We start from the raw sequence: 26635 nt of genomic DNA on the forward strand, positions 1-26635 counted from the left end.
CCTAAAATGGCTATCCATAAATAGTATTAAACATGAAAACATTCACAAAACATACATATATTTCTCGTATTAGCGGCATCTTTTGTTTATCATTGGTATTAGGAACAACTGCTTGTAATGATCAAGAATACTTAAATCCAACGCCTGCTACTTCTATTTCTGGAACAAATGCCTTTGATACGCCTGAAAGAATTTTGGGCTTAGTCAATGGAATTTACAAGGCTGTAAAAAACGGGAATTATTACGGAGGAAATTATTATACCTACACGGAAGCTCGTGGAGAAGAATTTATCAACCGCACCAGCAATACATTTACCGCTTATGAAGCTTGGAACCAAACGCTTAATTCGGGGTCAAACTTTGTAGCAGGTTTCTGGGCAGCAGGTTATGGCGCTATCAATAATGCTAATATCGTTATTAAGGGCTTAACGGATAACCCGAACAAAGTAAGTGCTACTCTTACCAAACAATACATTGCAGAAGCTAAGTTTTTAAGAGCATTAAGCTATTATAGTTTGATAACATTGTATGCACGACCATACAATGAAAACAATGGTGCTTCTCCGGGATTACCACTTCGTTTACAAGCAGAAACCAATACTGCAAACAACGATTTGAAAAGAAGTACAGTAGCCGAAGTATATGCCCAAATCATCAAAGATTTGAATGAAGCCGAAGCTGATTTGCCTACAAATTATGCTTCTAACTTGTTGAATACAACGAGAGCGCATAAAAATACGGCAATTGCACTAAAAACAAGAGTGTATCTAAATTCAGGAAATTATGCTAAAGTAATCGAAGAGGCTAAAAAAATAGTATCAACATCGGCTCCTTTCTCGGCTACTACAGGCGTGAATCATAAACTACAAAATATTGTAGAAATCTTCACGACCAATTATACCAGTACAGAATCTATCCTCTCTGTGCCAATGACAGATTTGGATAATGTAACGGGGCAAACATCTTTCCCTTATGTGTTTAATGCAAATTCAGAATATAACTTAAATCCAAACGGTATTTGGGGTGAAACAGAATGGAAATCTACTGATTTGAGAAGAACGTTTGCTCGTACTGCTTCAGGGGTTCAATTCCTGACTAAATACAATAAGCCTTCTCCTTTTTTAGACTATCTCCCCATCATTCGCTATTCAGAGGTATTACTAAATTATTCAGAAGCGGCGGCTCGTACAGGAGATTTAGCAAAATCGGTGGAATTATTGAAAGCAGTGCGTAATCGTTCGGATGCTACTTATATTTTTCCAGAAAGTAACGTTGGCACACAAACAGCCTTGGTAAATACTATTTTAAAAGAAAGACGCATCGAATTATTGGGTGAAGGTTTCCGCTCGAACGACTTGCTTCGCAATTTGTTGCCATTACCCGCTAAATCAAGCAGTTCATTGAGTGCTCCAGCTGTTGAGCCATCACAAACTAACTACATTTTCCCTCTTCCAAATGTGGAAATTGTGACCAACAAATTATTACTAGAATAAGCTGATTACTTGCTCAAGTAGTCCATTTTCATCCGACTACTTGAGCTTTATAACATAAAAATCAATGAAGTACTTTCCAATATTATTATGCTTGATAAGCTTTGAAATGACAGCCCAAAGAGTTCGCCAGTCTGACACTGCGGGGCACGCTCAACATAATAGTACACAACACGAAGTGCATGATGGCGAAAGTCACGATAGCCATAGTCACCTCGAACATATTTTAGATTATCGCAAAGAAACGGCCTATGTTCCCAACTTACCCCCTGCTCAGCTTTTGCAAGGTATCGGGAAAGTAGCTTTCAAGATTACGACTCAATCTAATAAAACACAAGAATTCTTTAACCAAGGTATTGCACTCTTGCATTGCTTTTGGGATTTTGAAGCTTACAGGGCTTTTAAAGAAGCTATTCGCCATGATTCAACAGCAATTATGCCTTACTATGGTTTGTACAGTGCGATTGGTGCCATTGAAGGGGATGAATTCAAATACGACCAAAAACTTGCCTTGCAAAAATTAAAACAGTTGAAAAGCAAAGCCAGCGAAAGAGAACGCAGTTATGCAGAAGCCATTTTAGTGAGAGATTCTGAAGTGGATGGCGGGAAAGCTGCTTACCAGAAAAAACTAGAATACATCATTGATAAATATCCTGATGATTTGGATACAAAACTGTTTTTGGCTTTGAGTAAAATGGGCGGTTATGATTCAAAAATGGTACCTCGTGAAGGACAGTTATATGCTGAATACTTACTAAAGGATATTTTAAGAACTCATCCTGAAAATGCGGCAGCACATCATTATTGGATTCACTTAAAAGAAAATTGCTGTCCAGAACAAGCACTTGAAAGTACCGAAAAATTACCCAAACTAGCCAATAATTCTGGTCACATGGTACACATGCCGGGACACGTATATTATAAATTGGGCGATTATAAAAAGGCTTTTAATGCTTTTGTAGCAGCGGTAAAAGTAGATTCTGCCTATATGAAGCAATTCAAAGTACCCGAAGTAGATACTTGGAATTATATCCACAATATCAATTACTTACTTTCTAACTGTGCTGAAGATGGACGCTACTCAACGGCTTTGTATTATGCTGAAAAGCTAAAAAATATGCCTGCTACGAAGGAAAGAAAACGTAAGTACGAAGGGCGTTTCTTTTATCAAGGGGTAATTGCACCTGCTAAAATGGAGCTTTGTTTTGGATTCTATAAAAAAGCAGCCGACCGACTCGCTACTATCCAAGTAGATAAAGATAGTCTCTTTACTCAAAAAGCAATAGCTTATAAAGAAGGAATCTATTTTTTTGCGCTAGGCATGGATGCGGCTAAAAACAATAAAATCAACGATGCGAAACATTATGCAGATGCGTTGGATGCTTTACTTTGGCGAAATAGCAATCAACACAATGCTAAAGATGCAATTTCTACCAAACGCTTGGCAGATTTGAATGTAGCTTCTTTAGAACTTCAAGGTGTTATTAAAAGTGCCGAAAATAAACACAAAGAGGCAATTATCATCCTACAAAAAGCCCAAGAAAAGGAAGAAGATTTAGGCTATAGTGAACCCCCTACTTATGCCAGACCAGTATTAATTAGTTTGGCCGAAGCACATTTGAAAGCTGGCAATTTTCCTCAAGCCATTGAAGCCTATCAAGAGTTATTAAAGCGTCACCCTAATACTGCCAATGCCTATTGGGGGTTATATAAAGTTTATACTAAGAAAGGCGATATCACCAAAGCAAATGAAAATGCTAAACGCCTAGCAGAAGTAATAGAATTTGGTGACAAATCGCTATTCCAACTTTAAGAACAACAAATACTCATCATCAATACGTTTTTTTGAATCGCATTAATCAATCAACTAAAAATTATCAATTCTTAAATACCATGCAAAAATCTGTAACATCCCTAGCATTTCTGTTGCTATCAATCCTGATAGTTGCTTTTAAAGCAGATACTCCTTATCAACAGGATATTAAAAGTTGGCATCAAAAACGCATTGAAGACCTTAAAAAAGAAGAAGGTTGGCTAAATCTAGCAGGTCTTATTTGGTTGGAAGAAGGCGTAAATACCATTGGTGGCGATGCCAAAAACGCTATTGTATTTCCTGCTGACCATAGCGATGCAACGCTTGGAAAAATCATTTTGAAAGAAGGTAAAGTATCTTTTGAAGCAGACAAAAATACGGCTGTTTATCAAGATGAAGCATTGGTAAGTCGTGCCGAATTATTTCCTTATGTTGGTAAACCTACCGTTTTAAAACATAAATCTTTAAGATGGTTTATCATTCAGCGAGGTGATAAATATGCCATTCGCTTGCGAGATTTAGAGAGTCCATATCTGAAAGGATTTAAAGGAATCGAAACTTTTCCTATTAGCCAAGACTGGAAAATCAAAGCTCAATTTTTTCCTTCGGTTGGCAAAAAACTTAAAATTACTGACATCACTGGACGTACTTACGAACAAGAATCTCCGGGCAAATTAGTATTCAAAGTAAATGGAAAAGAGTACAGTTTAGAAGCCGTTGGAACAAAAGAAAGATTACATTTTGTATTCGGAGATTTAACCAATAAACACGATAGCTATGGCGGTGGTAGATTTTTAGATGTACCCGGTCCAGATGCTGAGGGTATTACTTATATTGATTTCAACAAATCTTATAATCCACCTTGCGCATTTACACCTTATGCTACTTGTCCTTTGCCAACTCAGGAAAACAAGTTGGCTGTAGCCATCACAGCAGGTGAAAAACGATATGGGAATCATTAAAAAAGCTAAAGCGTATTGGGCATTTATGTACCAATATGCTTTTTTAAGCCAAAAGCCAAAACTCCTTAATTATGTCCTCTGAAAAAGAAAATATCATTTTCAAAAAGCCTTATGAATCCATTCTTTTTCGTGGATTATTCCTTTTTGTTACAGTTACAAGTATTCCATTTTATCCCAGTTTTTATTTAAAAGACTACAGCGAAAGTTTTCAGACAAAATCGCATCCTTTCAGAATTATCGATGTGGCGAGTCAGAATAATCCGTGGTTTTTCAATAATGCTGATGGTAAAAATTATGTTGGCTGGCTCATTACTTTATTGTTAAGTATCGTCGTTGGCGTAATCTGGTACTTTTTTGATAAAAAACGCAAGGATTATAACCGATTATCTTATTGGTTTTTTGTAATTGTACGCTACAGTTTAGCTTTAAGAATGTCGTGGTTTGCCATTGCTAAAGTATTCCCAGTACAAATGCCTTTCCCAACAATTAGTCAATTGAATACCAATTTAGGAGAATTTACTCCCGGTAAACTTTATTGGTTAACCACTGGCGTTTCGCCATTTTTTGAGGTCTTTGCAGGTATATTTGAATTAACTGCTACGATATTAATTCTTTTTAGAAGAACAACTACACTTGGTGCTTTAATGATGGTAGCAATTCTTCTCCCAATTTGGTTTGTGAATATTGGTTACGATGCAGGCGTTGAGCTAACCAGCCTACACATTTTTACATTAGCTGTTTTATTATTGGTTAAAGATTTCAAGCCTTTCTGGGACTTACTCATTTTACATAAACCGTCTAATATCCCTGCTTTTATTTCACCTGATTTCTTGAAAAAATGGCAGAATAATACTCGATTAACACTGAAGTGGGGTTTTATCCTAATCTTTTTGGTTTATCGTGGTTTTGAATACGGCAGAGTTTATGCGGCTGATAAAACATTTAAACTACCCTTGACTGACGGCGTAAAGTCTTTTGCAGGTTTCTACGATGTTTCAGCATTTAGCATCAATAATCAGATTATTCCTTACTCTACCAACGATACCATTCGTTGGCAAAATGTAGTTTTTGAAAAATTCAATACTTTCAGCATCAAAGTCGGTAGTCAGACAAAATTAAATACCGATAATAAAGCCAGAACGACGGAGTATTATGGCAACGTAGGACGATTGTATTATGGTTATGAAATAGATTCACTCAAGCAAAGTCTTACCTTATGGAACAGAGCGGATACTAGCAAAAAGATACTTTTAAAATACAAGCATATTAATAACAAGCAATTTATTTTAAAGGGTATCAATGAAAGTGGTGATTCGCTTTTTGTAATTCTTCAAAAAATTGAAAAACAGTATCCTTTGGTAGAGAAAAAAGTGCGAATCTTTTAAATCAAAGTACTTTTTCTTCAACATCATTATAAATTTCAACAATGGAGATCCATTATTATAAGTATAAACTACTGACTTTGATAGGCTTTGGTATTGCACTAAGTGCTTTTCAATCCACTAATCATTCAGTAGAAAGTAATACTTTAGTATATCAAAGTAAAAAAGATTCTAGTGAAACTCCACAGCATTTTGGTTGGGGAAGAACTCCAACCAAAGCCGAAATAGAACGACTAGATATTGACGTTCGACCAGATGGGAAAGGATTACCCGCTGGTGTTGGATTAGCCAGTAAAGGCAAAGTGATTTTTGAAACAAAATGTGTGGCTTGTCATGGAGTTGGAGGAATTGGTGGAGCAAATGGCTCTTTGGTAATAAATAAAAATCCATCAGATAAAAAGAAAGAAAAAACTATTGGGAATTACTGGCCTTTTGCCACGACGATTTTTGACTATGTGCGGAGAGCAATGCCTTTTAATGCACCCGGTTCTTTGACTAATGAAGAAGTATATCATTTGACAGCCTACTTACTGAATGCGAATGAAATCATTGATGAAAAGTACGTAATCAATGCGCAAACATTACCTAAAGTAATTATGCCTGCACAAAAATTATATGTACCAGATGATAGAAAAGGAGGCGCTGAAATAAAATAAACATGGAAAAAATCATTGAGATTACTCAAAATAGCCCCAAAACAATATCAAGAAGAACGCTTTTGGGCGGTGCAGCCACCGTCGCAGTGGCTATCGTTCAATCAGCCAGTGGTAAAAGTATTCAAAAGGCAATTGTTGAAGACCCAACCAAACAGGTAGGTAATTTAGCAGGAGAAATTGGAACGAGATCATCTTTTGTGAAATCTGTTAAAAAGCCTTCAGATATTTCCTCAAGATCGCCTTTGCAAGATTTTTATGGTATGATCACTCCTTCAGATTTACATTTTGAACGCCATCATGCTGGTATCCCAGTCATCGACCCTAATGCACATGAATTATTGATACATGGACTCGTTGAAAAGCCGTTAATTTTAAAAGTAGCTGATTTAAAGCGTTTTCCCTCTGTATCAAGAATTGCTTTTATTGAATGCTCAGGCAATTTCAGAACTGGTAAAGAGGAAATGAGTCCACAAGAAATTTGTGGCTTAACAAGTCAGAGTGAATGGACAGGCGTAAAACTTTCTACCATTTTCAGAGAAGTAGGTGTAAAACCGAATGCAACATGGTTTTTAGCAGAAGGTGGCGATGCCGCCGTTATGACTAGAAGTATTCCTGTACAAAAAGGTTGGGACGATGCCATTATTGCTTATGCCCAAAATGGAGAAGCCATTCGACCAGAACAGGGTTTTCCAATCAGGCTATTTCTTCCCGGTTGGGAAGGAAACACCAGTGTAAAATGGTTAAGGAGATTAGAATTATCCGACCAACCTTATATGACCAGAGAAGAAACTTCAAAATATACTGAAGGCATTAAAGATGGAAAAATAAGGATGTTCAGCTTTGACATTGATGCACGTTCTATCATTACATTTCCTTCTTTTCCACAACATGTTGAAAAAGGTTGGATTGAAATTCGAGGGTTGGCATGGTCTGGAAGAGGAAAAGTAGTGAAGGTAGAAGTAAGTACAGATGCTGGAAAAAACTGGCAAATCGCCCAATTGAACGAGCCAATTTTGGATAAAGCGCATGTGCAGTTCAGACACTTGTGGCAATGGAAAGGCGAAGAAACCGAATTATTAAGTCGAGTTACTGACGAAACAGGCTATACGCAACCAACTTTGAAGCAATTAGTAGAAGCACGAGGAAGCGATATGGGTGGTTATCATCTGAATCCGATAACAGCTTGGCAAATTAAAAAAGATGGAAAGGTTTTATTTAAACCAGAATCATTTCGATAAAACGAAAAATAATGTCAAAAACAGATTTTGATGCTATCGTAATAGGCTCTGGCCCAAACGGATTAGCAGCAGCGATAAACTTACAACAAAAAGGTCTTTCAGTATTAATACTTGAAGCAAAAAGTACCATTGGTGGCGGACTCCGCACGGCAGAACTTACTTTACCGGGTTTTCAACACGATATTTGTTCTGCCATTCATCCTTTGGCTGCGGCTTCGCCATTTTTTAATACTTTGCCTTTGCAAGAACATGGCTTGACATTTATTCAGCCACGGATTACTGCTGCTCATCCATTAGATGATGGTACTTCGGTAATTTTGACAAATTCTATTTTAGAAACGGCAGTATATTTAGGTATCGACAGAAAAAACTATTTAAAACTCATTGAGCCAATTACGAAAAACTGGGAAAGTTTGTTAGATGAATTATTAGCGCCTTTACATCTTCCTAAAAACCCAATCAATTTTACACAATTTGGACTAAAAGCATTTTTACCCGCAACCTTATTGGCAAAGAAATTCGAATCCTTAGAAGCAAAAGCATTGTGGGCAGGAATGGCAGCACATTCCATTCAACCGTTGAACAATTTAGCGACTTCTGCGATAGGTTTGGTATTGATGGCGGCAGCGCATTCAAAGGGTTGGCCCATTCCCAAAGGCGGCTCACAGTCATTGGCGAATGCGTTGGCATCTTATTTTGTTTCGATTGGAGGAAAAATTGAAACTAATTTTCATGTAAAATCGCTTGATCAACTCCCTTCATCAAAAGCAATCTTATTTGATATTACTCCTAGACAATTATTTCAAATTGCTGGGCACCGTTTTTCAACTATCTACAAATGGCAATTAGAGAAATACCGCTATGGCATGGGTGTTTTTAAAGTAGATTGGGCATTGGATGGTGCTGTGCCTTTTACTTCCGATAAAGCCAAAGAAGCAGGAACAGTACATCTTGGCAATACTTTTGCAGAAATTGCCTCTTCAGAACTAGCAACTTCAAAAGGTAAACATCCTGAAAAACCATTTGTATTATTAGCACAACAAAGTGTTTTTGATGATACTCGTTCTCCAGCAGGGAAACATGCTGTTTGGGGTTATTGTCACGTACCGAACGGTTCAAGTAAAGACATGACAGAATCTATTGAAAAACAAGTAGAACGTTTTGCCCCAGGTTTTAGAGAAAGAATTTTAGCAAAACATACTTTCAACACGGCTCAGCTAGAAGAGTATAATCCCAACTATATTGGCGGAGATATTAATGGAGGAATTATCGACATCCGACAATTATTTACTCGTCCAGCACTTAGATATTCGCCTTATAGAACCTCTGAAAAGGGTTTATACATTTGTTCTTCTTCAACACCTCCGGGTGGTGGAGTACATGGAATGTGCGGATTTCATGCTTCTGAAAGGGCTTGGAAAGATGTATTTGCAAAATAAATCGTAACACTATTTCCTTTTAAAAGCCTTCCATTTCACACTAAATTAGTATGAAATGGAAAGCAGAATATTTACTTCTTTAAAATCAAATATGAATAAGGCTCAAGTGTAATAGATGTACTTAAGGTTACATTTTCATTTGAAAGGGCGTTTTTCCAAGAAGTATTCGTCAGGCTGAATGGCAAATCCTGTAAAACTTTACTGTTGCGCACATTCACCAAAATGAGTACTTCTTCAGTGCCCAATTTCTTTTTAAACACAACTACATCTTTAGCATTAAAAGCCTCAAGCGTCCCTCTTTTAATGGCATTGCTACTATTTCTAAAAGCCATCAAACTTTTATATTCCGCCAAGATTGTTGGATTCATCGACCAGTCAATTTTAGTGGTATTATTACTGAAAAATGGAATTTTTCCTGCATAACCAATTTCTTGTCCGTTATAAATCAAAGGCACTCCACCCATGAACGAAGTAAGCGTAAAAGCTGCCAAAGCACCTTTTTGTCCTTTGAAAATATTGATAGGCGAATCGTCCCAAGCACCATCGTCATGATTTGTAATCCATCTTAAAATCTGCGAACCTTCTGGTACATTGTTGTAATCAGTAATGTTGAAAGCCAATAAATCCGAAGCTGGCTTATTGTTATTCATGACGTCTTTTAGCTTGGTGTAAAAATCCCAACCAAAGATCATATCAAAGCCAGCCGAAAGTAATTCTTTCTTCGCCCCTTCAGCAAACATGATTAATTTCCGATTTGGAATCGCTCTTAAAGCATCAATGGCTTGTTTCCAAAAATCCGTAGGAACACCTTCGGCATAATCGCAACGAAAGCCATCAATATTGGCTTCTAATACCCAATAAGTCATAGATTTAATCATTTCTTTGCGCATGGCAGTACTGCTGTAATTCAGTTCGGCAACGTCGTTCCAGTTCATGCCGGGCGGACTGATAATCGTTCCCGCAGCATCTTTGGCATACCATGATGGGTTTTGAATCCAAGGATTGTCCCATGAAGTATGATTGGCAACCCAGTCTAACATAACAGCGATATTGCGTTTATGAGCTTCTTTGACTAACAATCTTAAATCTTCTAAATTGCCAAAAGCTGTATTGATTTGTGTGTAATTTTTTACAGCATAGGGTGAACCAACACCTTTTAATTCACCTATTGGATAAATGGGCATGAGCCAAAGTACATTTACGCCTAAACTTTTAACAGAATCTAATCTACTTTGCACACCTTTTAAATTTCCTGTGGCACTAAATGCACTTAAATTGACTTCGTACATTAAAATATCGGCAGTTTGAGGAACATTGGTAAAGGGCGTATCGTATTGTTTGGCAGTACTTGGTTCTGTCACAATTGGCGTAGGTGCTGGTTCTGTTCCTTTGCAACCAAAACCAACTAAAACAAATGATAATACGACTAAAATTTTAGGAAGTTTTATTCCAAAATTACTTTCTCGTGATTTTTTGAGGGAAAATATCGACATGATTTTTCTTTATAAATGATAATTCGTTCGTGATAAATGCTTGATTTTCAATAAAATCGTTGCAGGAATGAACCCTGCAACGAATAAAGAATCTTAATTCTTTTTAATCTTATAAGTATAATTTCCAGCTTCGTGCAAATCTAAAGTGATGGTATAATTCCCATCTTGTGGCACGGTAAATTGTGGTTGGTCAATGTAGGTCAACCAAGGATGGTTGGCATAGCCCAAAGTTCCGCTGGCATTCAGTCCAAAATCTATTTGCCAAGCATTATTGGCTCTGAACTTAAACGAGCCATTGGCTTTCATATCAGCAGTAGCCGACCAATTTTGAGTACTTGGATTATAATTTAACTTGGTATCAGCATCCCAACCACCCGGCGTTGCACCACCGATAATGCCCCAAGTTGTTTTGATAAGTAAATACTTCATGGTTTTCAAATTCACGGAAAACAAGTAGTAACCATCTGAAGGAGCTTTAAAATTTCCTCCTGCATAATTGGCGATAATTACATTTCCGTTACCATCATCGCCATAAGAAGTCGGTGACCAGTCTGCCTGAGCATACAATTTGAATTCATTTGTTCCGCCTGCTGGAATATAAATGTAGCCTTCATAAATACCATCACTATTTACAGAAACTAGTTTCGGCGCAACGTTCACGTTCCAACCTTGATAATCGCCCGCAACCCATAAAGATGGATAACCAGTGAATACTTTATAGGGCGTAATTTTTACAGGAATAGCTTTTGAAAAAGCCGCTCTATCAAGATATGATTGAACTCGAACTACCAAAGAACCTTGTTCGTTTGGCGTTAAGCCGAGGTCTGTAGCCATTTTGTTTAAATCTTTTCCTAAAATTGATTTATTCAAAACGTCTTCGCCCGCTTCGATACTGATGGCATTTGCCCAAGCTTTTGCGCCAATTGTATCAGAAGCAATATCAAATTGCAAAGTATAAGTAACGGGAGCTTGTACGGGATAATCAACTTTTGCCCAAGAAAAAGTAATAACGGTTTCATTATCTTTTGCCTGAGTTAGTTGTATCGTATTGGCTGATGCTGTTGGTAAATTAGTGAAATTTACCGCTTTGAGAATGGTTAATTCTGCTTCTTCTTGGCAAGAAACCAAGAAGAAAACAAGTAAAAAAGCCAAGTATTGTTGGATATATTTTTTCATGAGTATTCTATGTTAATAGCCTGAATTTTGTTTTAAACCAGTATTCGCATTCAAGGCTGATGTTGGAATTGGGAAGAGTTTTCTATGATTTTGAGAAGCTCCTCTGAAATCATTAGCTAATAAAAACGTATTGAAGCGAATCATATCTTGTCGTCTGTGTCCTTCCCAACTCAATTCAAATCCACGTTCGTTATAAATATCTTCCAAGCTCGGATTACTGGCAAGTGCGGCTAAACCTGCACGTTTTCTGGTAGCATCAATAAATGTTTTTGCGACAGTAGCATCGCCCAAACGAAGATTGCATTCAGCTTTCATCAATAAAATATCGGCATAACGATATATCGGAAAATCATTTGAAGCACCGCCTCCGTCCATGGGTAATGCTGGGTAAAATTTCAAGTTTCGCACACCTGCATTTCTATCCGCTCCCGGATTGTCCAAAGAAGTAACTTCTAAAGAATAATTCACGCCACCGGGTTGTTGTCCTGACAAAAATTGCTTTTTACGAATATCTGCATCGTTGAATTTCTGATAATAGCTTTTCGGAACAATCGTGCCATTCCAGCCACTAAAGCCAAGAATTGCCAGTGCATGTGGCCCGTTTAAACTTCTGATACCGTAAATATTTCTTGATACCACATTGACTTTTGCGAAAATTGCCAAGATAGTTTCATCTTCTGGAAGTACATCTCCAAAAAGCTCATAATACTGATTTCCCAGCGGACTTGAAGCGTTGGCAGTTGCACCGTGTAGCGTAAAACCGCCTGCTGTTACTTGCTCGCAAGCATTTAAGCATTCTTTCCATTTGGGAGTTCCAGTGTAAACTTCGGCATTCAAATATACTTTGGCTAAAAGGGCATAACCCGCCCAGCGATTGAATCTACCATAAAATTCACCACCTTTTGTAGTGGGCAATTTATCCAGATTTTCAGTCAATTCCTTCACTACAAAATCATACAATTCTTTGCGACTGATTTGTGGAATTTTATCGACTGTAACGTTATTTTCAGTGAAAAAAGGAACATTTCCAAAATCATCCATCAATAAATAATAGAAAAATGCTCTTAATACTTTTGCTTCAGCAATTTTGGCAGGCGCAGCTTTCGCATTTTCCAATTGCTCAATCGCCAAGTTTGCCGAAAAAATAGCGTTATACAACCAGTTCCAAGTATTGCCAATGATACCGTCTGTAGGCAACCATTGATGTAAGTGCAAACGAGCAAAATCTAATTGCCAGTCGCCCGTATTACGGTGTGGAATTACTTGTTCGTCGGATGCCATTGTGTTTAAATCGTACCAACCATTATCTGCCCCAGCGTAACCAACGCCACCCCAATTTCCGCCAATTTTTGAATAAACGCCCGCTAAAGCCACATCTGCGCCTTCAAGAGAATTATAAAATTCGGTTGCGGCATATTTATCATATACTTTCTCTTCTACATCTGTACAGCTTGGCAAAAAAATCAAGCTGAGACAGCTAAGTATCATTATTTTTTTCATTGTTTTCTTTATTTAAAAATTACATTCAAACCCACGGCGAAGCTTCTTGTGCGTGGATAAATTCCGTTATCACCTCCAAATCCGTTTCCACCACTTACATTCAATTCTGGGTCAATGCCAGAGTATTTTGTAAATACCGCAAGGTTTGAGCCCGTAAGCGAAATCCTAAGTGCTTCGATAGATTTAAGCTTTAATGGATGAAAACTGTAACCAATAGAAAGGTTTTCAAATCTTAGAAAAGCACCATTTTCTAACCAAAGGTTTGAGCCATACTGTGTAGTATATAAATCTAAAGGAACGGCACTTTTCAATAAATTGGCTTTACCAATGTTTTCCATCATACTTAATGTTTGGCGTAAACCATTGTAAATTTTGTTACCACCAGAACCACGCCAAACCATTGAAATATCTAAGTTTTTGTGCTTTAGTGTAGGCGTAAAAGCATAAGTATGAGTCGGTAAAGCATTGCCCGCTAATACTCTGTCGGGACTTCTATTTCCTTGGTCGATTACACCATCACCATTTACATCCATTACCGTTTCGGCTCTATTTTCATTCTTTCCTGAATGTTGTAAAATTGAAAAAGTACCAATCGGTTTTCCTGCAATTAAGTATGAGTTGGGTCCCCAAGGAATATAATCAGTATTCAAAGGCACGCCATTGATACTGCCGTTGAGGTTCATTACTTGGTTGGCTAAAAGCGAAACGTTTCCAGCCAAAGTAAGGCTTGTATTTTTACTTTTGATGACTTGATACGCCAAACTTGCCTCTATCCCTTGGTTTCTGATACTTCCTACATTTGCCATGATTGTTCCATAAGGAAATGGAGGCTGAGGAACAGTATAGTTGAATAATAAATTATCAGTAGTAGCTGTAAAAGCATCCAATGAACCAGATAATCGACTATCTAAAACAGCAAAGTCAATTCCTACATTATATTGTTTTCGGGTTTCCCATCTTAAATCTTTGTTGACATTTTGAGTAATATTGAAATTGGTAATCTGATTTCCCCCAAAATAAGTAACGCCTGCAGCCCCAACCAACGACAATGAATTTTGAGGATATAATCCTTGTTGATTGCCCGTTACGCCATATCCACCACGCAATTTCAACTGATTAAAAACCTTTTGATTTTGCATAAATGGTTCTTGGTCGATTTGCCAAGCTACTGCTACCGATGGGAAATTTCCCCATTTACTATTCTCCCCAAAAACCGACGAGCCATCTTTTCTGAAACTTACCGTCAATAAATAGCGACTCAAATACGAATAATTGATTCTTCCTAAGAAAGAAACCAAAGTACGGTCATTCTTATACGATGAAAAATCTCCTGGTTGTACTTTCGTCAAATCGCCTAATTGAAGGGCATTATAAGTGGCAATATCATTGATAAAACCCTTCGCTTGTGTAAAATTCCCTTGGTACGTTTGGTTTTGCCATTCGTAAAGTGCCAATGCGTTGATAGAGTGGTCGCCAAATACTTTTTTGTAATTTAGACTAATATTCATCAACTTTTCATCTTGGCGGTTATTGCTGATATTCGCCACGCCTTTGTTGTTGATGGCATAAGCCACCGTAGAAACCGCTGGCATGTAATAGCCCCAATTATTATCCGTTTTTCGCCAACTACCAAAACAACCAAGTGTCAGATTATCAATGATTTCTAAATCCGTTTTTAAACTTCCAAACAAACTATTATTTCTACCTTCGTTCACAACAGCCTGTGAAATAGCATAAGGATTGAAGTATTCAAATACGTTTGGATCGGTGTAATACTTTCCATCGGTATTAAAAACTGGGTCAGTCGGACGCATTAAATAAGAATTCGTAATCAAATTAGAAGTAAAAGCGGCACGACCTACACTTCCCGGACTTCCAAGCGTGTTATTAATACCACTGTTTAAATTCATGGTCAGCGTCAGGCGGTCGTTCAAGGCTTTTTGTGTTGCTTGAATTCTACCAATGTATTTTTGGTTGTTAGAATTTACCACAATTCCATTTTGTAAAATAGCTGTTAGCGAAGCACGATAATTGAAGTTTTGCGTGCCACCGCCAAATGAAAGTGTATGATTTTGAGTAGAACCTGTACGAGATAAAATATTGAACCAATCAGTATTTGAACCATGATTTGCCGCCGCAGGCACGCCATTGGCTTGGGCTTGTTGCCACCATTCGTCAGCACTGAGTACTTCTAACTGTTTTGCTACTCTATCAACCGAAAAAGTAGCACTGTATTCAACCGAAGATTTTCCTGATTTATTCTTTTTTGTACTTACAATAATTACACCCGGCGCACCTCTTGAACCATAAATTGCCGTTGCCGAAGCATCTTTCAGTACATCTATTGAGGCGATTTCACTTGGTGGTACTTGGTTCAATAAATCCATATTGCCTTGAATTCCATCAACAACTACCAGCGGGTCGTTGCCACCTACCAATGAAGTAATTCCTCTGATTCTCACACTTGGTCCAGAGCCAGGTTCGCTACCTGTTTGCGTTACGTTTACGCCCGCAGCTCTACCAGCAATTTGTTGCAAAGGATTGGTGATTGCTCCTTGGTTGAAGTTTTCATTGGAAATTGTGGCAACTGCTCCAGTTACGTCTTTTCGGTTTTGACTACCATAACCTACAACCACTACTTCATCCAGCGCTTTGGTATCGGTTTTTAAAATTACATCAATTTTTGTTTGAGTATTGACAGGAATTTCTTGTAAAATAAATCCAACATGAGAAAAAACGAAGCTCGTATTTTTCGCTGAAACGGATAGTTTATAGTTTCCTGAAATATCAGTTGTCGTTCCTAAATTGGTTCCTTTTACAACGACAGAAACACCAGCCATCGCCACACCACTTTCTGTTTGAACTGTTCCTGTAATGGTACGTTGACTTTGCGCCAATAATTGAAAGTTCAATGAAAGTAAAGTCAAAAAACAAGATAGAAAGGTATAACTCTTACTTGGAGTTATTCGCTTGAACAAACTGAGCATAGCCCAAGCTTCTATTTGCTTTAGCCAATGAAATAAAGTTTTTTGCATAATGAATGAATTATTAATTTTTCGATAACAAATGTAAATTATCGAATACCGATAGGTCAAATGAGTGAATCCACAGGTAAAAAATAAATATTTCAAAAAAAGATATTATGCTAAAAATCAATCGTTTATCCGTATTTCTCAAGTGTTTTCAGGTAAATGACAGGTAAGCGTTTTTTGGGTATTTTTGAAGAGTATTTTATAAATAATTCGAGGTGAAATGTTTTTTTGACAAGAAGTACTAATTGAAATAGCATAATTTTTTAAAATAAACTTCTTCAGATGTACTCTTCTAATCAATATTTTATTAGATTTTTGTAGCCATTATGTTTTTCATTAAATATTTATTATCCTTTTTTTGCCGATATAAAACAATTGAAATTATGAAGCTTCGCTATTTTATGATGGTCTGTTTATTCTTGATGAGTGCACAACAAAAAGTCTTGTTTGCTAAATCGAATAACGATAAATTGATTGCTGAGTTGAATGAAGCAATACAGCATAAAGAGCTTTACATCAAGAAAAAATTAGCTGATATAGAGCAACTAAAAGGGACACTTCAACAAGGAGGTTTAACACTTGAGCAACAATTTCAGCTTAACGATAAACTGTATAGCGAATACAAAACTTTTCAGTATGATGCTGCTTTTACTTATGCGTTGAAGCTTCAAGAAATAGCCCAGAAACTCAAAGATCCTCTTAAAATCAATTATGCAAAATTGCAATTAAGCTTTACACTTTTGTCTTCTGGCATGTACAAAGAGTCTATTGATTCCTTGAATAGTATTAAGGTGAAAGGCTTGCCCAATCATCTTCGTACAGAGTATTATGTTTTGATGTCTCGGTCTTTTTATGAATTAGCAGCTTATAATGGCGACCCATATTATTTAGACCTTTACAATAAAAAAGGAAATATGTATTCTGATTCTGCGATTGCTTTGATGAGTAATAAAGATTTACAATACTATTTTGTGAAGGGAATTAAAGACCTCAAAGAAAGAAAATTTGAAGAAGCAAAAGTAAATTTTAAGCTAGTTTTAGAAAAATTTCATCCTAATTATCGAGAATTTGCCATGACGGCATCGTCGCTTGCAAGTGCTTACATAGAAAGTGAAGAAAAAGAAATTGCTACCGATTTAATGATTCAAGCCGCTATTGCCGACATCAAATCGTCAACCAAAGAAGGCGTTGCTTTGGCTTATGTTGCTGATTTACTCTATCATCAAAAACATGATGAAAAAGCATATCTTTTCATTAAGGAAGCACTGAATGATGCTAATTTTTATGGCGCAAAATTGCGTTTAAAGCACGTTTCAGGCATTTTACCCATTATTGAAGGAAATCGTTTATCAACCGTTGAAGGGCAAAAAAATCGCTTGTTTACTTTTACGCTTGTCGTTTCATTTCTTTCTTTACTGGTTATTATTTTTGCTTTTATCATTTTTAAACAGTTAAAGCAATTGAAATTAGCGGGCAAAAAAGTAACCGAAGCCAACCATAAATTACAAGAAGCCAACGACCGCCTTCAAGAGACTAATGAAATACTTCAAGCAACCAATAACGAGTTATTAGAAGCCAATAAAATCAAAGAAGAGTACATTGGGTACTCATTCAATATGTATTCTGATTACCTTGATAAAATAGAAAAAATCAAGAAAAATATTGAGAAAAAATTAGCCATTAAAAACTTCGATAGCATCGGGCAAGTTTTGGATTCTATCAATATGAAAAAGGAAAGAGAAGCCTTGTACTTAAGTTTTGATAAGATTTTCATCAAACTCTTTCCCAATTTTGTGCCTGCTTTTAATTCATTTTTCAAAGAAGAAGATAAATATCCTCTTCAAGCCGACCAGCCATTAGACCTAGATTTAAGGATTTTCGCCCTTATTCGTATAGGTATCAGCGACCACGAACAAATCGCCAGAATACTTGAATATTCTGTTAGAACAATTTACAATCATAAAACAAAAGTGAAGAGTAAATCCTTACTTTCAAATGAGGCATTTGAAAGTAAGATAATGGAAATCAGGGCTTTTTAAGCTAATTTTTTGAAAGTAGATGATGGCAATTTGCTTACTTTGAAGGCTTATTTTTACTTAAATCTCTACGAATTTTACTCAAAAATTCGGGTGTGATTCCTAAGTATGAAGCAATTTGAGTATTGGGTAGGCGTGAAGCTAAATCGGCGTATCGTTCAAGAAAATCCAAATATCGCTCTTCGGCAGTTGAGCTAAACGTTTGTAATACACGGTTTTGTAATTCTACAAATTTGTTTTCTACAATTACTTTGAAAATCCTGTCGAGCTTAGGAATATTTAAGTACAAAAAATAGAGGTCTTGTTGCTCTATTTGAAATACTTCAGCGGGTTCTATGGCTTCAATAAATAACTGACTTGGTTTTTGAGTATGAAAACTGCCAATATCCATAATCCAATCTCCTTCGGCTGCAAACTGAATGTTATGTTCGTTTCCTTTATTATCAATTCCATACATTTTGAAACATCCTTTAACGACAAAAAAATAGTGTTTGCAAACAAAACCTTCCTGTAAAACCATTTGTCGGCGTTTGATATTTCGATGGGTAATTTTTTCGAGAATCAAAGCAATTTCTTCTTGATTTAAAGGTAAATAATTGTTGAAAAAATCTATGAGTACCTCAGTTGGATTTTGCATCTAAAATGTGTTTTGTCAATTTGTATGAAATCACTTCTGTAATAAAGTAATGGCTTTTGCTACTTCAAACTTGGCATAAAGTTACTGGCTTTATTGCAAGTAATAAACTTGAAGAAGGTTTAATCTACGTTTCAAAGGCTAATTTTTGCTTTTACTCTTAAACTACATTAAGCCTATTTCCTAAGATAAGTTAAGGGTTCGGGGGACGCTGTTTGAGTAATTTTGTATTATCAACCAATCAAAAAAATCAAACATGAAAATCACGAAAATCCTTTTCATTATTCTAACAAGCATTAGCTTTAGTGGAAATGCCCAAAATTCAGTGGATGCAATCTCAAAAGAATGGGAAAGAGCAAAATCTTATACCAAAGAATACTTAGATGCTATGCCAGCATCTGGTTATGGTTTGAAACCTACTCCAGAAATGCGTTCATTTGCTGAACAAATTTTACATTCAACAGATACAGATTATGCTTTCGTGTCGGCAGCAACAGGAGTAAAAAGTCCTGTTGGCATGGGCGAATTAGAAAAAACGGCTGATAAATCAAAAGCTAACGTGACGAAATTGGTCATGGAAGGTTATGATTTTGTGATTAACGCTATCAAAACGATGACGCCAGCTCAATTAAACGAACACATCAAATTGTTTGGTAGATTTGATTTAACCAAGGAAATGATTTTACAAAAAAGCTTCGAACATCAAACGCATCAAAGAGGACAAACAACAGTTTATCTTCGTTTGGCAGGTGTAAAACCACCACAAGAAAAGTTGTTTTAAGAAACATATTTCAATGTATTATCGTCACGACTGTCCGAATTAAAATATGATTCATTCGTGGCATTTTTAATAAATCAAAAAAATGAAAAAATATATTTTATACAGTTTACTCTGTCTTTTTACGATTGAAAGTTTTGGACAAAACCTACAATTCGACAAACAAACCTTCCAACTTTTTAATGTAACGGGCGAAATAATAAAGTTTCAGGGTGAAAAAGTACTAAAATTAGAAAGAGATTTGAAGGCTTTTCCATTTGATATAAACCGATTGGAAGCCACTGTGGACGATGTTCATTATGCACGACTTTTGAATTTAGATGATTTTGAAAACGGCACCATTGAAGTGAAAATGTATAGCCAAATACAGAATCCATCACCATTTGCTGGTGCAGCAGGTTTTATAGGTCTTTATTATAGAATTCAAGAAGACAATTCAGCTTGGGAATCTATTTATCTTCGTCCAAAAGTTGGCAGAGCTGATAACCAACTGTACCGAAATCACACTGTTCAGTATTTTGCTTATCCAAATGCTAAATTTGATACTTTACGAAAAATAGCTCCTTTCAAATATGAAGGACCAGCACCTGTGGCTCTGAATGAATGGATAAAAATGAGAATTGAAATTAATGGCGAATCAGCAGAAATGTTTATTAATGACCTTAAGTATTCATCATTTATCGTAGATAAAATGTTAGGGAAATCAAAAAAAGGAAGTATCGGTTTATATGTTGATATTGCCACAACTGGTTATTTTAAAGATTTGAAAGTAACCAAAAGAGCATTAAAAGCTAAGAAAGCAAGCGAAAAAGTAAATGATATTTAACTATTTACTTACTTATCTGAATCAGGCAAAGAACAAGCTACGCTTGAACAACGATGTAATGGCTGGCGACCATGATGATGGTAATCCAGTGGAAAGAGTAGTTTCAGCAGCAAGACTTATTCCGAAACATCAGATTGCGATTATCCTTAATACTGGACATGGTTGTTTTTTAGAAAATTTTACTGCCACTTGGGCAAGTATTGTTCCTTTTTTAAAGAAGTGAATCCCAGTAGTGTTAGTTAGTTGAATAAAGTTTTTGATTTATAAGAATTTATATATTTTAAAAAATACTTAAATTTAAGTTTTACGAAAAATTAAATACAATTCAAAACTTATCTTTCAAAGATAACCTCAACTATGAAAAAATTACTAATCTTATTTTTTGCCATTTTTCTAAATCATAATTTATTCGCTCAAACTATCAGTTTAGAAGCCAATAATCTTGTGGCCAATCAAGTATTCATGTCTTTTGAAAAACTAGAAGGCATGAAAGTGCTGAAAGTAATCAAAGATTCTACCGTAAAGAAAGTAGATGAAGCTACTTTTGTTCGGATTAAAGAACTTGATTTTAAAGATGGTATTATTGAAGTAAAAGTATTGAGCAGATTGTTAAAAACGGCTTCACCATCCGACCGTGGATTTATAGGAGTAGCGTACAGAATCAATGCAGATAATACAAAGTTTGAATGTATTTATATTCGCCCAACCAATGGTAGAGCTGATGAACAAGTACGCCGTAATCATTCAATACAATACTTTTCTTTTCCTGATTTTAAATTCAATCGTTTAAGAAAAGAAAAACCTGAAATGTATGAATCTTATGCTGATATGGGTTTGAATGAGTGGATAAAAATCAAAATCGTAATAAAAGACAAGTATGCCAAACTATTTGTAAATGATGCCAAACAGCCTTCTTTAGTTGTTACTGAATCATTAGGCGAAAACACTTCAGGTGCTTTGGGCTTATTTGTGGATGTTGGTACCGAAGGCTATTTTAAGGATTTAAAGGTGACAAAATATAAACAATAGCCTCATTGAATATCAAGAATTTTAAAAAATAAAAGCGGTCAAAAAACTAATTTTGACCGCTTTTTGCTTGAAATAAATTACGATTACAAACTTATTTTATCCTTAAATCTATACAAATAAGGTGCTTTATTGGCAGCACCTGTAAATTTCTTTTCTAAACGTTCTAAAACATTAAATTCCAAAATCTTCTTTTGAAAATTAGTTCTAACATAAGTCCTTTCAAAAATAGTTTCATAAATTTCTTGAACTTGGGCGATGGTAAATTTTTCAGGTAATAGATTAAAAACATTTAATTTTTCGTCAATATCATTGCGTAAAGCTTTGAGTGCTTTCTCCAAAATCTCATTATGATCCATCACCATTGGCGGAATTTCATGGATATTATACCATTCTATCGACTCATCAACGATGCTTTTGTGAGGAACTACTTTGTTTATATCTACTAAGGCATAGTAGCCAATAGAAATGAATCGCTTTGTGAACCAGTTATAGTCAGGTTGATCTTCAAGATTTATATCTGTTGTCTTCAAATATTCTAAGTTAAGATCTTTTAAGCGATTCATAAACTCTTTACTATTTCTATTTGCCTTTCCAAATACTTGAAATTGCTCTAAATAGATACCCTTAATATTTGTTCTTTCACGGAGAATGCGTTCGGCAGCTTGGTCAATATCTTCATCTTGCAAAACAAAACCACTGGGTAATACCCAAAAATCTCCTTTGTACGAAAGTTTAGGAATTAATACTTTTAATTGTCTGTCTTGATAACCAAAAATTACACAGTCAATAGATACCTGATTGATATAATTTTGTTGACTTAAATTAATCCATCTTGTAGATTCTAATTCCTTCAAAGCTATTTCTTTTTCCATTTTGTCTTTTAATAATTTAGGTTGAGATTTCCCCGATTCTGCTCATCGTGAACGTAAAACCATGTCTTATTTTTATATGTTTGTTGTATTGAAATATGAAAACCGCTAAAATTTTATCCTTAAATATACTTCCTACTCTTTACAATTTAAAAGGTGTTATCAGAAGTTTAGTCTGAAAAATTTAGCATTACAAAAGTAGCATTATTATTTATTGTATATAAATAAATACAATAAAATGTTTTTGTTTTATTCCGTATTTGAATAGTATAATTATTCTTTTGAAAATTATTGTATAAAAAAATATACAATATGGTTTTTATTTATAACTTTGTCTTGAAATAATCAAATAAAGGATAAATAAGGATGAAATTATCAAGAATCTTAAAGCTTATTGGGTGTATTCTTCTTCCATTCGGAGTATTCTCTCAGGCTAAATTTAATATGCTTGTTTTTAGCAAAACAGTGGAGTTTAGGCATGAATCTATTCCTGCTGGGAAAAAAGCATTGGAGTTAATGGCGAAAGAGAAAGGCTTTAATGTAACCTTTACAGAAGATGCTGAAATATTCAATGAAAAGAACCTTAAAAAATATAATGCTGTACTTTTTCTTAATACCACTGGAGACATTCTGAACAATGTACAGCAAGATGTATTTGAACGATATATTCAAGCGGGAGGTGGTTATGTGGGTGTTCATGCTGCTACTGATTGCGAGTATGGTTGGGCTTGGTATGGGAAATTAGTGGGAGCATACTTTTTAGACCATCCGTCGCCAAACAATGTGCAAAAAGGAAAATTTAAGGTAAATCTTAAAAACCATTGGGCTACGCAAGGAATGCCAGACGAATTTGAAAAAACAGATGAGTTCTATAATTTCAGAGACATTTCTTCCAAAATCAATGTAGCATTATCGCTTGATGAAAAAAGTTATAAAGGAGGTAAAAATGGTGAGAATCATCCGATAAGTTGGTATCAAGAATTTGATGGCGGTCGTTCATTTTATACAGCGATGGGTCATACCGACGAAACATTTTCTGAACCACTTTTCTTAAATCATCTTTGGGCAGGTATTAAATACGCTGCTGGACTACCCTTAATAGAAGGGGAAATGCCTAAAAATGTGGATTTTAGCAAAGCAAGACCTGAAGAAAATCGTTTTACGAAAGTAATTTTAAAAGAAAAATTAGACGAACCTACTGAAATATCTGTTTTGGATAACGACCGTATTCTTTTTATCCAACGAAAAGGAGAAGTACGTTTATACAATAACAAAACGAAGGAACTTAAGACAATCGGAAAAATACCCGTTTGCTTAACTTGCAAAGGAGGAGTAGCCGAAGCAGGGTTATTAGGTTTAAATAAAGACCCCAACTTTGCACAAAATCACTGGGTGTATTTATATTATTCTTTACCAGATGAGCCTAAAAGTGTTTTAACTCGCTATGAACTTCGTGAAGATAAATTGATTTTGGAGTCTAAAAAAGTACTCTTAGAAATCCCCGAACAGCGTGAAGAGTGTATTCACACAGGTGGTTCAATCGCTTGGGATAAAGCAGGAAATCTTTATTTGTCAACTGGAGATAATACCAACCCGCAAGGAATTGAAGGATATAATCCAGTCGATGAAAGAGCAGGACGTGGCCCTTGGGATGCTCAAAAATCGGCATCAAATACGAATGACTTACGTGGAAAGATTATTAGAATAAAACCTTTGCCTGATGGTAGCTATACTATTCCAGAAGGAAATTTATTCCCAGTGGGTACTCCACAAACTCGTCCTGAAATTTTTTCAATGGGTCATCGCAATCCATATCGTATTTCTGTTGACCCTAAAACTGGATACGTATATTGGGGAGAGGTAGGTCCAGATGCCACCAAAGCTGACCCCAATAGAGGACCAGAAGGCTATGATGAAGTAGGGCAAGCACGCAAGGCTGGTAACTTTGGCTGGCCTTATTTTGTAGGCGATAACAAAGCTTACACAAAGTATGATTTTGCGACAAAAACATCAGGTCCGGGCGACGCTTCGCAAAAATGGGATGCAAATGCTCCTACCAATAATTCACCTAATAATACGGGACTAAAAGTATTACCTCCAGCTGAAAAGGCATTCATTTGGTATCCTTATGGTGAATCGAAAGAATTTCCATTATTAGGAAGTGGCGGGCGAAATGCTATGGCGGGACCTGTTTTTTATACTGAAAATTTCAAGAATGCGCCACGTGCTTTTTCTAAATATTATGATGGAAAATTATTTATTTATGAATGGATGCGAGGAACAATAATGGTTGTTACGATGGATAAAGAGGGCAATTATGTTTCAATGGAACGTTTTATGCCAAGCCATAAATTTAGTAATCCGATGGATATGGAATTTGCTCCTAATGGCGATTTATACATGCTTGAGTATGGTGCAGGTTGGTTCGCTCAGAACGACGATGCTCGACTAATTAAAATTGAATATAATGCTGGAAATCGCAAGCCAGAGATTGAACTATCATCAGATAAATCAGGAGGTTCTTTGCCTTTAACAGTAAAATTGTCTGCCAAAAATACAAAAGATGCAGATGGTGATATCCTGAAATATACTTGGAAAGTAACCGCTAAAAATGGGTTTATCCAAACGTTTAAAAGCCAAGATATTACAGTTAATTTAAGTAAAAAAGGAGTTTATACTGCTACTCTTACAGCCGATGATGGAAAAGGTGGAATCAGCTCAAAATCAGTAGAAATTACCGCTGGAAACGAAGCTCCTCAAGTGAGTTTAGAAATGCCTGAGAGCAACAAGTCATTCTATGTTGTTAATAAGCCATTTAATTATGATGTCAATGTAAAAGATAAAGAAGATGGAGTTTTAGGCAAAGGTATCAGTCCCGAAAGAGTAGCTATCAATATCGACTATTTAGCAGAAGGATATGATAAAGTGACTATTGCACAAGGACACCGTTCTGCTGATGCTATTACATTGGTAGCCAAAGGAAAAACCTTGCTTGAAGCCAATGATTGCATGGCTTGCCATAGCAAAGAAAAAAAATCAGTTGGACCCACTTATCGTTCAGTTGCCTTGAAATATAAAGGCGATAATTCGGCTTTGGATAGATTATCCAAAAAGGTTATCAGTGGCGGAAGTGGCGTTTGGGGCGAAGTAATGATGTCTGGTCACCCTCAATTATCACCATCAGATGCAACCGAAATGGTGAAGTATATTTTGAGTTTATCAGACGAAAAAGTAAAAGAAGTATTACCAACTAAGGGAAATTATACAGCCAAACTACCTGAAGGAGATAAAGGGAAAGGAGTATTTATTGTAAGAGCTGCTTATCAAGATAAAGGAGTATCAGGCTTGCCAGCCTTGAAAGATGAAAAAAACTTATTATTAAGAAATTCAAAAATAGATGTAACAAGTTTTGATGTTTATGATGAAGTAAGAAAGGTAGCTTCTGGCGGAAATAATTTACTTATCCCATCCCAAAATGGTGCTTTTCTGAGTCTTAAACAAATTGATTTAGCCCAAATAAATGAGGTTGCAGTTACGGCAATGGCTCCTAAGCAAGGAGTAATTATGAAAGGCGGAACTGTAGAAATTAGATTAGATAGTCCACAAGGAATACTACTTGGAAAATCAGAATTTATGGATGCAGGAAGTGGTCAGCGTCAATTAAAAGCTCCTATAAAATTGCCAGATAATTATGATAAAAAACTACATGATGTCTATATAGTTTTTGTCAACACAAGTTCAGAACAACGTTCGTTGATGTTGATTTTTGGAATAGAGTTTAAGTTGAAATAACAATCAAATTTTTAATCATAAAACAAATAATCTAATGAAAAAAGTAAGTCTAATACTGTTTGTATTCCTATTTGGAATTGTCATTAAAGGTTTTTCTCAAACTACAAAACCAGCAGATTTTTGGGCAGGAAAATGGGAATTTACTGTATCTGGAACACCCCAAGGTGATGCTAAATTTTTAACAAATCTCATTCGTAAAGAAGGAACGTTAACAGGAGAATTGTCTTCTCCAGCCATGCCTGCTTCTGAAAAAATAGCGATTACTAAAATTGAAGAATCAGCGGAGAAAATTGTAATCTACTTTTCAGCACAAGGTTATGACGTAAATCTTGAATTCAATAAAGTAGATGACAATACCCTAAAAGGAAGTATGATGAGTATGTTTGATGCAAAAGGGTTAAGAATTAAAGAGTAAGAGTATTTATTTAAACATACCCAATGTTTAAAACTGTATAAGTGATGCAGATAAAGGCGATTGCGATAAAGTCGC

Annotated in this window: 20 protein-coding genes; 14 read left to right on the forward strand and 6 right to left on the reverse strand. The window is 35.9% G+C overall.

Annotated features, from left to right (window positions below):
* Positions 1-32 precede the first annotated feature (32 nt).
* From ABID42_RS08465 to ABID42_RS08495, 7 genes are all read left to right on the forward strand, one after another.
* Positions 33-1493, forward strand: a complete 1461-nt coding sequence (locus tag ABID42_RS08465) for a RagB/SusD family nutrient uptake outer membrane protein (protein ID WP_367283275.1) — start codon at positions 33-35, stop codon at positions 1491-1493.
* A 106-nt stretch (positions 1494-1599) separates the two neighbouring features.
* Complete coding sequence (locus ABID42_RS08470) at positions 1600-3303, forward strand: tetratricopeptide repeat protein (RefSeq protein ID WP_367283276.1); 1704 nt, start codon at positions 1600-1602, stop codon at positions 3301-3303.
* Between the two features lie 80 nt (positions 3304-3383).
* A complete protein-coding gene (locus ABID42_RS08475; RefSeq protein ID WP_367283277.1) occupies positions 3384-4265 on the forward strand; it encodes a DUF1684 domain-containing protein in 882 nt (293 codons plus the stop codon).
* A gap of 71 nt (positions 4266-4336) precedes the next feature.
* The gene (locus ABID42_RS08480) at positions 4337-5650 is read left to right on the forward strand and encodes a hypothetical protein (protein ID WP_367283278.1); all 1314 of its coding nucleotides are present in this window, start codon (positions 4337-4339) and stop codon (positions 5648-5650) included.
* 41 nt (positions 5651-5691) lie between these two features.
* Positions 5692-6303, forward strand: a complete 612-nt coding sequence (locus tag ABID42_RS08485) for a c-type cytochrome (protein ID WP_367283279.1) — start codon at positions 5692-5694, stop codon at positions 6301-6303.
* A gap of 2 nt (positions 6304-6305) precedes the next feature.
* On the forward strand, positions 6306-7541 hold the full coding sequence (soxC, locus tag ABID42_RS08490; protein WP_367283280.1) for a sulfite dehydrogenase: 1236 nt from the start codon (positions 6306-6308) through the stop codon (positions 7539-7541).
* An 11-nt stretch (positions 7542-7552) separates the two neighbouring features.
* Complete coding sequence (locus ABID42_RS08495) at positions 7553-8980, forward strand: phytoene desaturase family protein (protein ID WP_367283281.1); 1428 nt, start codon at positions 7553-7555, stop codon at positions 8978-8980.
* Positions 8981-9051: 71 nt separating this feature from the next.
* Here the strand turns inward: ABID42_RS08495 and ABID42_RS08500 are convergent, their stop codons facing one another.
* The 4 genes from ABID42_RS08500 to ABID42_RS08515 all read right to left on the reverse strand — a co-directional run bounded on the left by ABID42_RS08500 (position 9052) and on the right by ABID42_RS08515 (position 16184).
* A complete protein-coding gene (locus ABID42_RS08500) occupies positions 9052-10473 on the reverse strand; it encodes an alpha-amylase family glycosyl hydrolase (protein WP_367283282.1) in 1422 nt (473 codons plus the stop codon).
* A gap of 93 nt (positions 10474-10566) precedes the next feature.
* A complete protein-coding gene (locus ABID42_RS08505; protein ID WP_367283283.1) occupies positions 10567-11649 on the reverse strand; it encodes a SusE domain-containing protein in 1083 nt (360 codons plus the stop codon).
* Between the two features lie 12 nt (positions 11650-11661).
* On the reverse strand, positions 11662-13149 hold the full coding sequence (locus ABID42_RS08510) for a RagB/SusD family nutrient uptake outer membrane protein (protein WP_367283284.1): 1488 nt from the start codon (positions 13147-13149) through the stop codon (positions 11662-11664).
* Between the two features lie 8 nt (positions 13150-13157).
* Positions 13158-16184, reverse strand: a complete 3027-nt coding sequence (locus tag ABID42_RS08515) for a SusC/RagA family TonB-linked outer membrane protein (protein ID WP_367283285.1) — start codon at positions 16182-16184, stop codon at positions 13158-13160.
* A 380-nt stretch (positions 16185-16564) separates the two neighbouring features.
* Here ABID42_RS08515 and susR point away from each other — a divergent pair, with 380 nt between their 5' ends.
* The gene (gene susR, locus ABID42_RS08520) at positions 16565-18220 is read left to right on the forward strand and encodes a SusR family glycan utilization regulator (RefSeq protein WP_367283286.1); all 1656 of its coding nucleotides are present in this window, start codon (positions 16565-16567) and stop codon (positions 18218-18220) included.
* A 34-nt stretch (positions 18221-18254) separates the two neighbouring features.
* Here susR and ABID42_RS08525 read toward each other — a convergent pair whose 3' ends face one another.
* Positions 18255-18854 (reverse strand): Crp/Fnr family transcriptional regulator, encoded by a 600-nt coding sequence (locus tag ABID42_RS08525; protein ID WP_367283287.1) that lies wholly within the window; start codon positions 18852-18854, stop codon positions 18255-18257.
* A gap of 253 nt (positions 18855-19107) precedes the next feature.
* On the opposite strand from ABID42_RS08525, the gene ABID42_RS08530 reads away from it, so the two are divergent.
* The 4 genes from ABID42_RS08530 to ABID42_RS08545 all read left to right on the forward strand — a co-directional run bounded on the left by ABID42_RS08530 (position 19108) and on the right by ABID42_RS08545 (position 21484).
* Positions 19108-19632 (forward strand): DinB family protein, encoded by a 525-nt coding sequence (locus tag ABID42_RS08530; protein WP_367283288.1) that lies wholly within the window; start codon positions 19108-19110, stop codon positions 19630-19632.
* Between the two features lie 82 nt (positions 19633-19714).
* Positions 19715-20455 (forward strand): LamG domain-containing protein, encoded by a 741-nt coding sequence (locus tag ABID42_RS08535; RefSeq protein WP_367283289.1) that lies wholly within the window; start codon positions 19715-19717, stop codon positions 20453-20455.
* Positions 20445-20678 carry an alpha/beta fold hydrolase gene (locus ABID42_RS08540; RefSeq protein ID WP_367283290.1) on the forward strand — a complete coding sequence of 78 codons (234 nt, stop codon included), beginning with the start codon at positions 20445-20447 and terminating at the stop codon, positions 20676-20678. Before ABID42_RS08535 ends, ABID42_RS08540 begins: the two co-directional genes overlap by 11 nt.
* A 134-nt stretch (positions 20679-20812) precedes the next feature.
* The gene (locus ABID42_RS08545; protein ID WP_367283291.1) at positions 20813-21484 is read left to right on the forward strand and encodes a hypothetical protein; all 672 of its coding nucleotides are present in this window, start codon (positions 20813-20815) and stop codon (positions 21482-21484) included.
* 83 nt (positions 21485-21567) lie between these two features.
* Here ABID42_RS08545 and ABID42_RS08550 read toward each other — a convergent pair whose 3' ends face one another.
* Positions 21568-22356 carry an NUDIX hydrolase gene (locus ABID42_RS08550; protein ID WP_367283292.1) on the reverse strand — a complete coding sequence of 263 codons (789 nt, stop codon included), beginning with the start codon at positions 22354-22356 and terminating at the stop codon, positions 21568-21570.
* A 363-nt stretch (positions 22357-22719) separates the two neighbouring features.
* Between ABID42_RS08550 and ABID42_RS08555 the strand changes: the two genes are divergently transcribed.
* Both ABID42_RS08555 and ABID42_RS08560 read left to right on the forward strand, forming a co-directional pair.
* Entirely contained in the window at positions 22720-26145 is a 3426-nt protein-coding gene (locus tag ABID42_RS08555) for a ThuA domain-containing protein (RefSeq protein ID WP_367283293.1), read from the forward strand.
* 34 nt (positions 26146-26179) lie between these two features.
* Positions 26180-26560, forward strand: coding sequence for a hypothetical protein (locus ABID42_RS08560; protein ID WP_367283294.1), 381 nt, complete (start codon positions 26180-26182; stop codon positions 26558-26560).
* The last annotated feature ends 75 nt before the right edge of the window (positions 26561-26635 follow it).

This window comes from Arcicella rosea (assembly GCF_040543805.1).
In the GTDB taxonomy this organism is placed as follows: Bacteria; Bacteroidota; Bacteroidia; order Cytophagales; family Spirosomataceae; genus Arcicella; species Arcicella rosea.

Excerpts from the sequence above, each read along its gene's own strand:
- susR (WP_367283286.1), top strand. The coding sequence starts at position 16,565 with ATGAAGCTTCGCTATTTTATGATGGTCTGTTTATTCTTGATGAGTGCA.
- ABID42_RS08480 (WP_367283278.1), top strand. The coding sequence starts at position 4,337 with ATGTCCTCTGAAAAAGAAAATATCATTTTCAAAAAGCCTTATGAATCC.
- ABID42_RS08475 (WP_367283277.1), top strand. The coding sequence starts at position 3,384 with ATGCAAAAATCTGTAACATCCCTAGCATTTCTGTTGCTATCAATCCTG.
- ABID42_RS08525 (WP_367283287.1), bottom strand. The coding sequence starts at position 18,854 with ATGCAAAATCCAACTGAGGTACTCATAGATTTTTTCAACAATTATTTA.
- ABID42_RS08550 (WP_367283292.1), bottom strand. The coding sequence starts at position 22,356 with ATGGAAAAAGAAATAGCTTTGAAGGAATTAGAATCTACAAGATGGATT.
- ABID42_RS08485 (WP_367283279.1), top strand. The coding sequence starts at position 5,692 with ATGGAGATCCATTATTATAAGTATAAACTACTGACTTTGATAGGCTTT.
- ABID42_RS08540 (WP_367283290.1), top strand. The coding sequence starts at position 20,445 with ATGATATTTAACTATTTACTTACTTATCTGAATCAGGCAAAGAACAAG.
- ABID42_RS08470 (WP_367283276.1), top strand. The coding sequence starts at position 1,600 with ATGACAGCCCAAAGAGTTCGCCAGTCTGACACTGCGGGGCACGCTCAA.
- soxC (WP_367283280.1), top strand. The coding sequence starts at position 6,306 with ATGGAAAAAATCATTGAGATTACTCAAAATAGCCCCAAAACAATATCA.
- ABID42_RS08510 (WP_367283284.1), bottom strand. The coding sequence starts at position 13,149 with ATGAAAAAAATAATGATACTTAGCTGTCTCAGCTTGATTTTTTTGCCA.
- ABID42_RS08505 (WP_367283283.1), bottom strand. The coding sequence starts at position 11,649 with ATGAAAAAATATATCCAACAATACTTGGCTTTTTTACTTGTTTTCTTC.
- ABID42_RS08495 (WP_367283281.1), top strand. The coding sequence starts at position 7,553 with ATGTCAAAAACAGATTTTGATGCTATCGTAATAGGCTCTGGCCCAAAC.
- ABID42_RS08465 (WP_367283275.1), top strand. The coding sequence starts at position 33 with ATGAAAACATTCACAAAACATACATATATTTCTCGTATTAGCGGCATC.
- ABID42_RS08530 (WP_367283288.1), top strand. The coding sequence starts at position 19,108 with ATGAAAATCACGAAAATCCTTTTCATTATTCTAACAAGCATTAGCTTT.
- ABID42_RS08515 (WP_367283285.1), bottom strand. The coding sequence starts at position 16,184 with ATGCAAAAAACTTTATTTCATTGGCTAAAGCAAATAGAAGCTTGGGCT.
- ABID42_RS08555 (WP_367283293.1), top strand. The coding sequence starts at position 22,720 with ATGAAATTATCAAGAATCTTAAAGCTTATTGGGTGTATTCTTCTTCCA.
- ABID42_RS08500 (WP_367283282.1), bottom strand. The coding sequence starts at position 10,473 with ATGTCGATATTTTCCCTCAAAAAATCACGAGAAAGTAATTTTGGAATA.
- ABID42_RS08545 (WP_367283291.1), top strand. The coding sequence starts at position 20,813 with ATGAAAAAATTACTAATCTTATTTTTTGCCATTTTTCTAAATCATAAT.
- ABID42_RS08535 (WP_367283289.1), top strand. The coding sequence starts at position 19,715 with ATGAAAAAATATATTTTATACAGTTTACTCTGTCTTTTTACGATTGAA.
- ABID42_RS08560 (WP_367283294.1), top strand. The coding sequence starts at position 26,180 with ATGAAAAAAGTAAGTCTAATACTGTTTGTATTCCTATTTGGAATTGTC.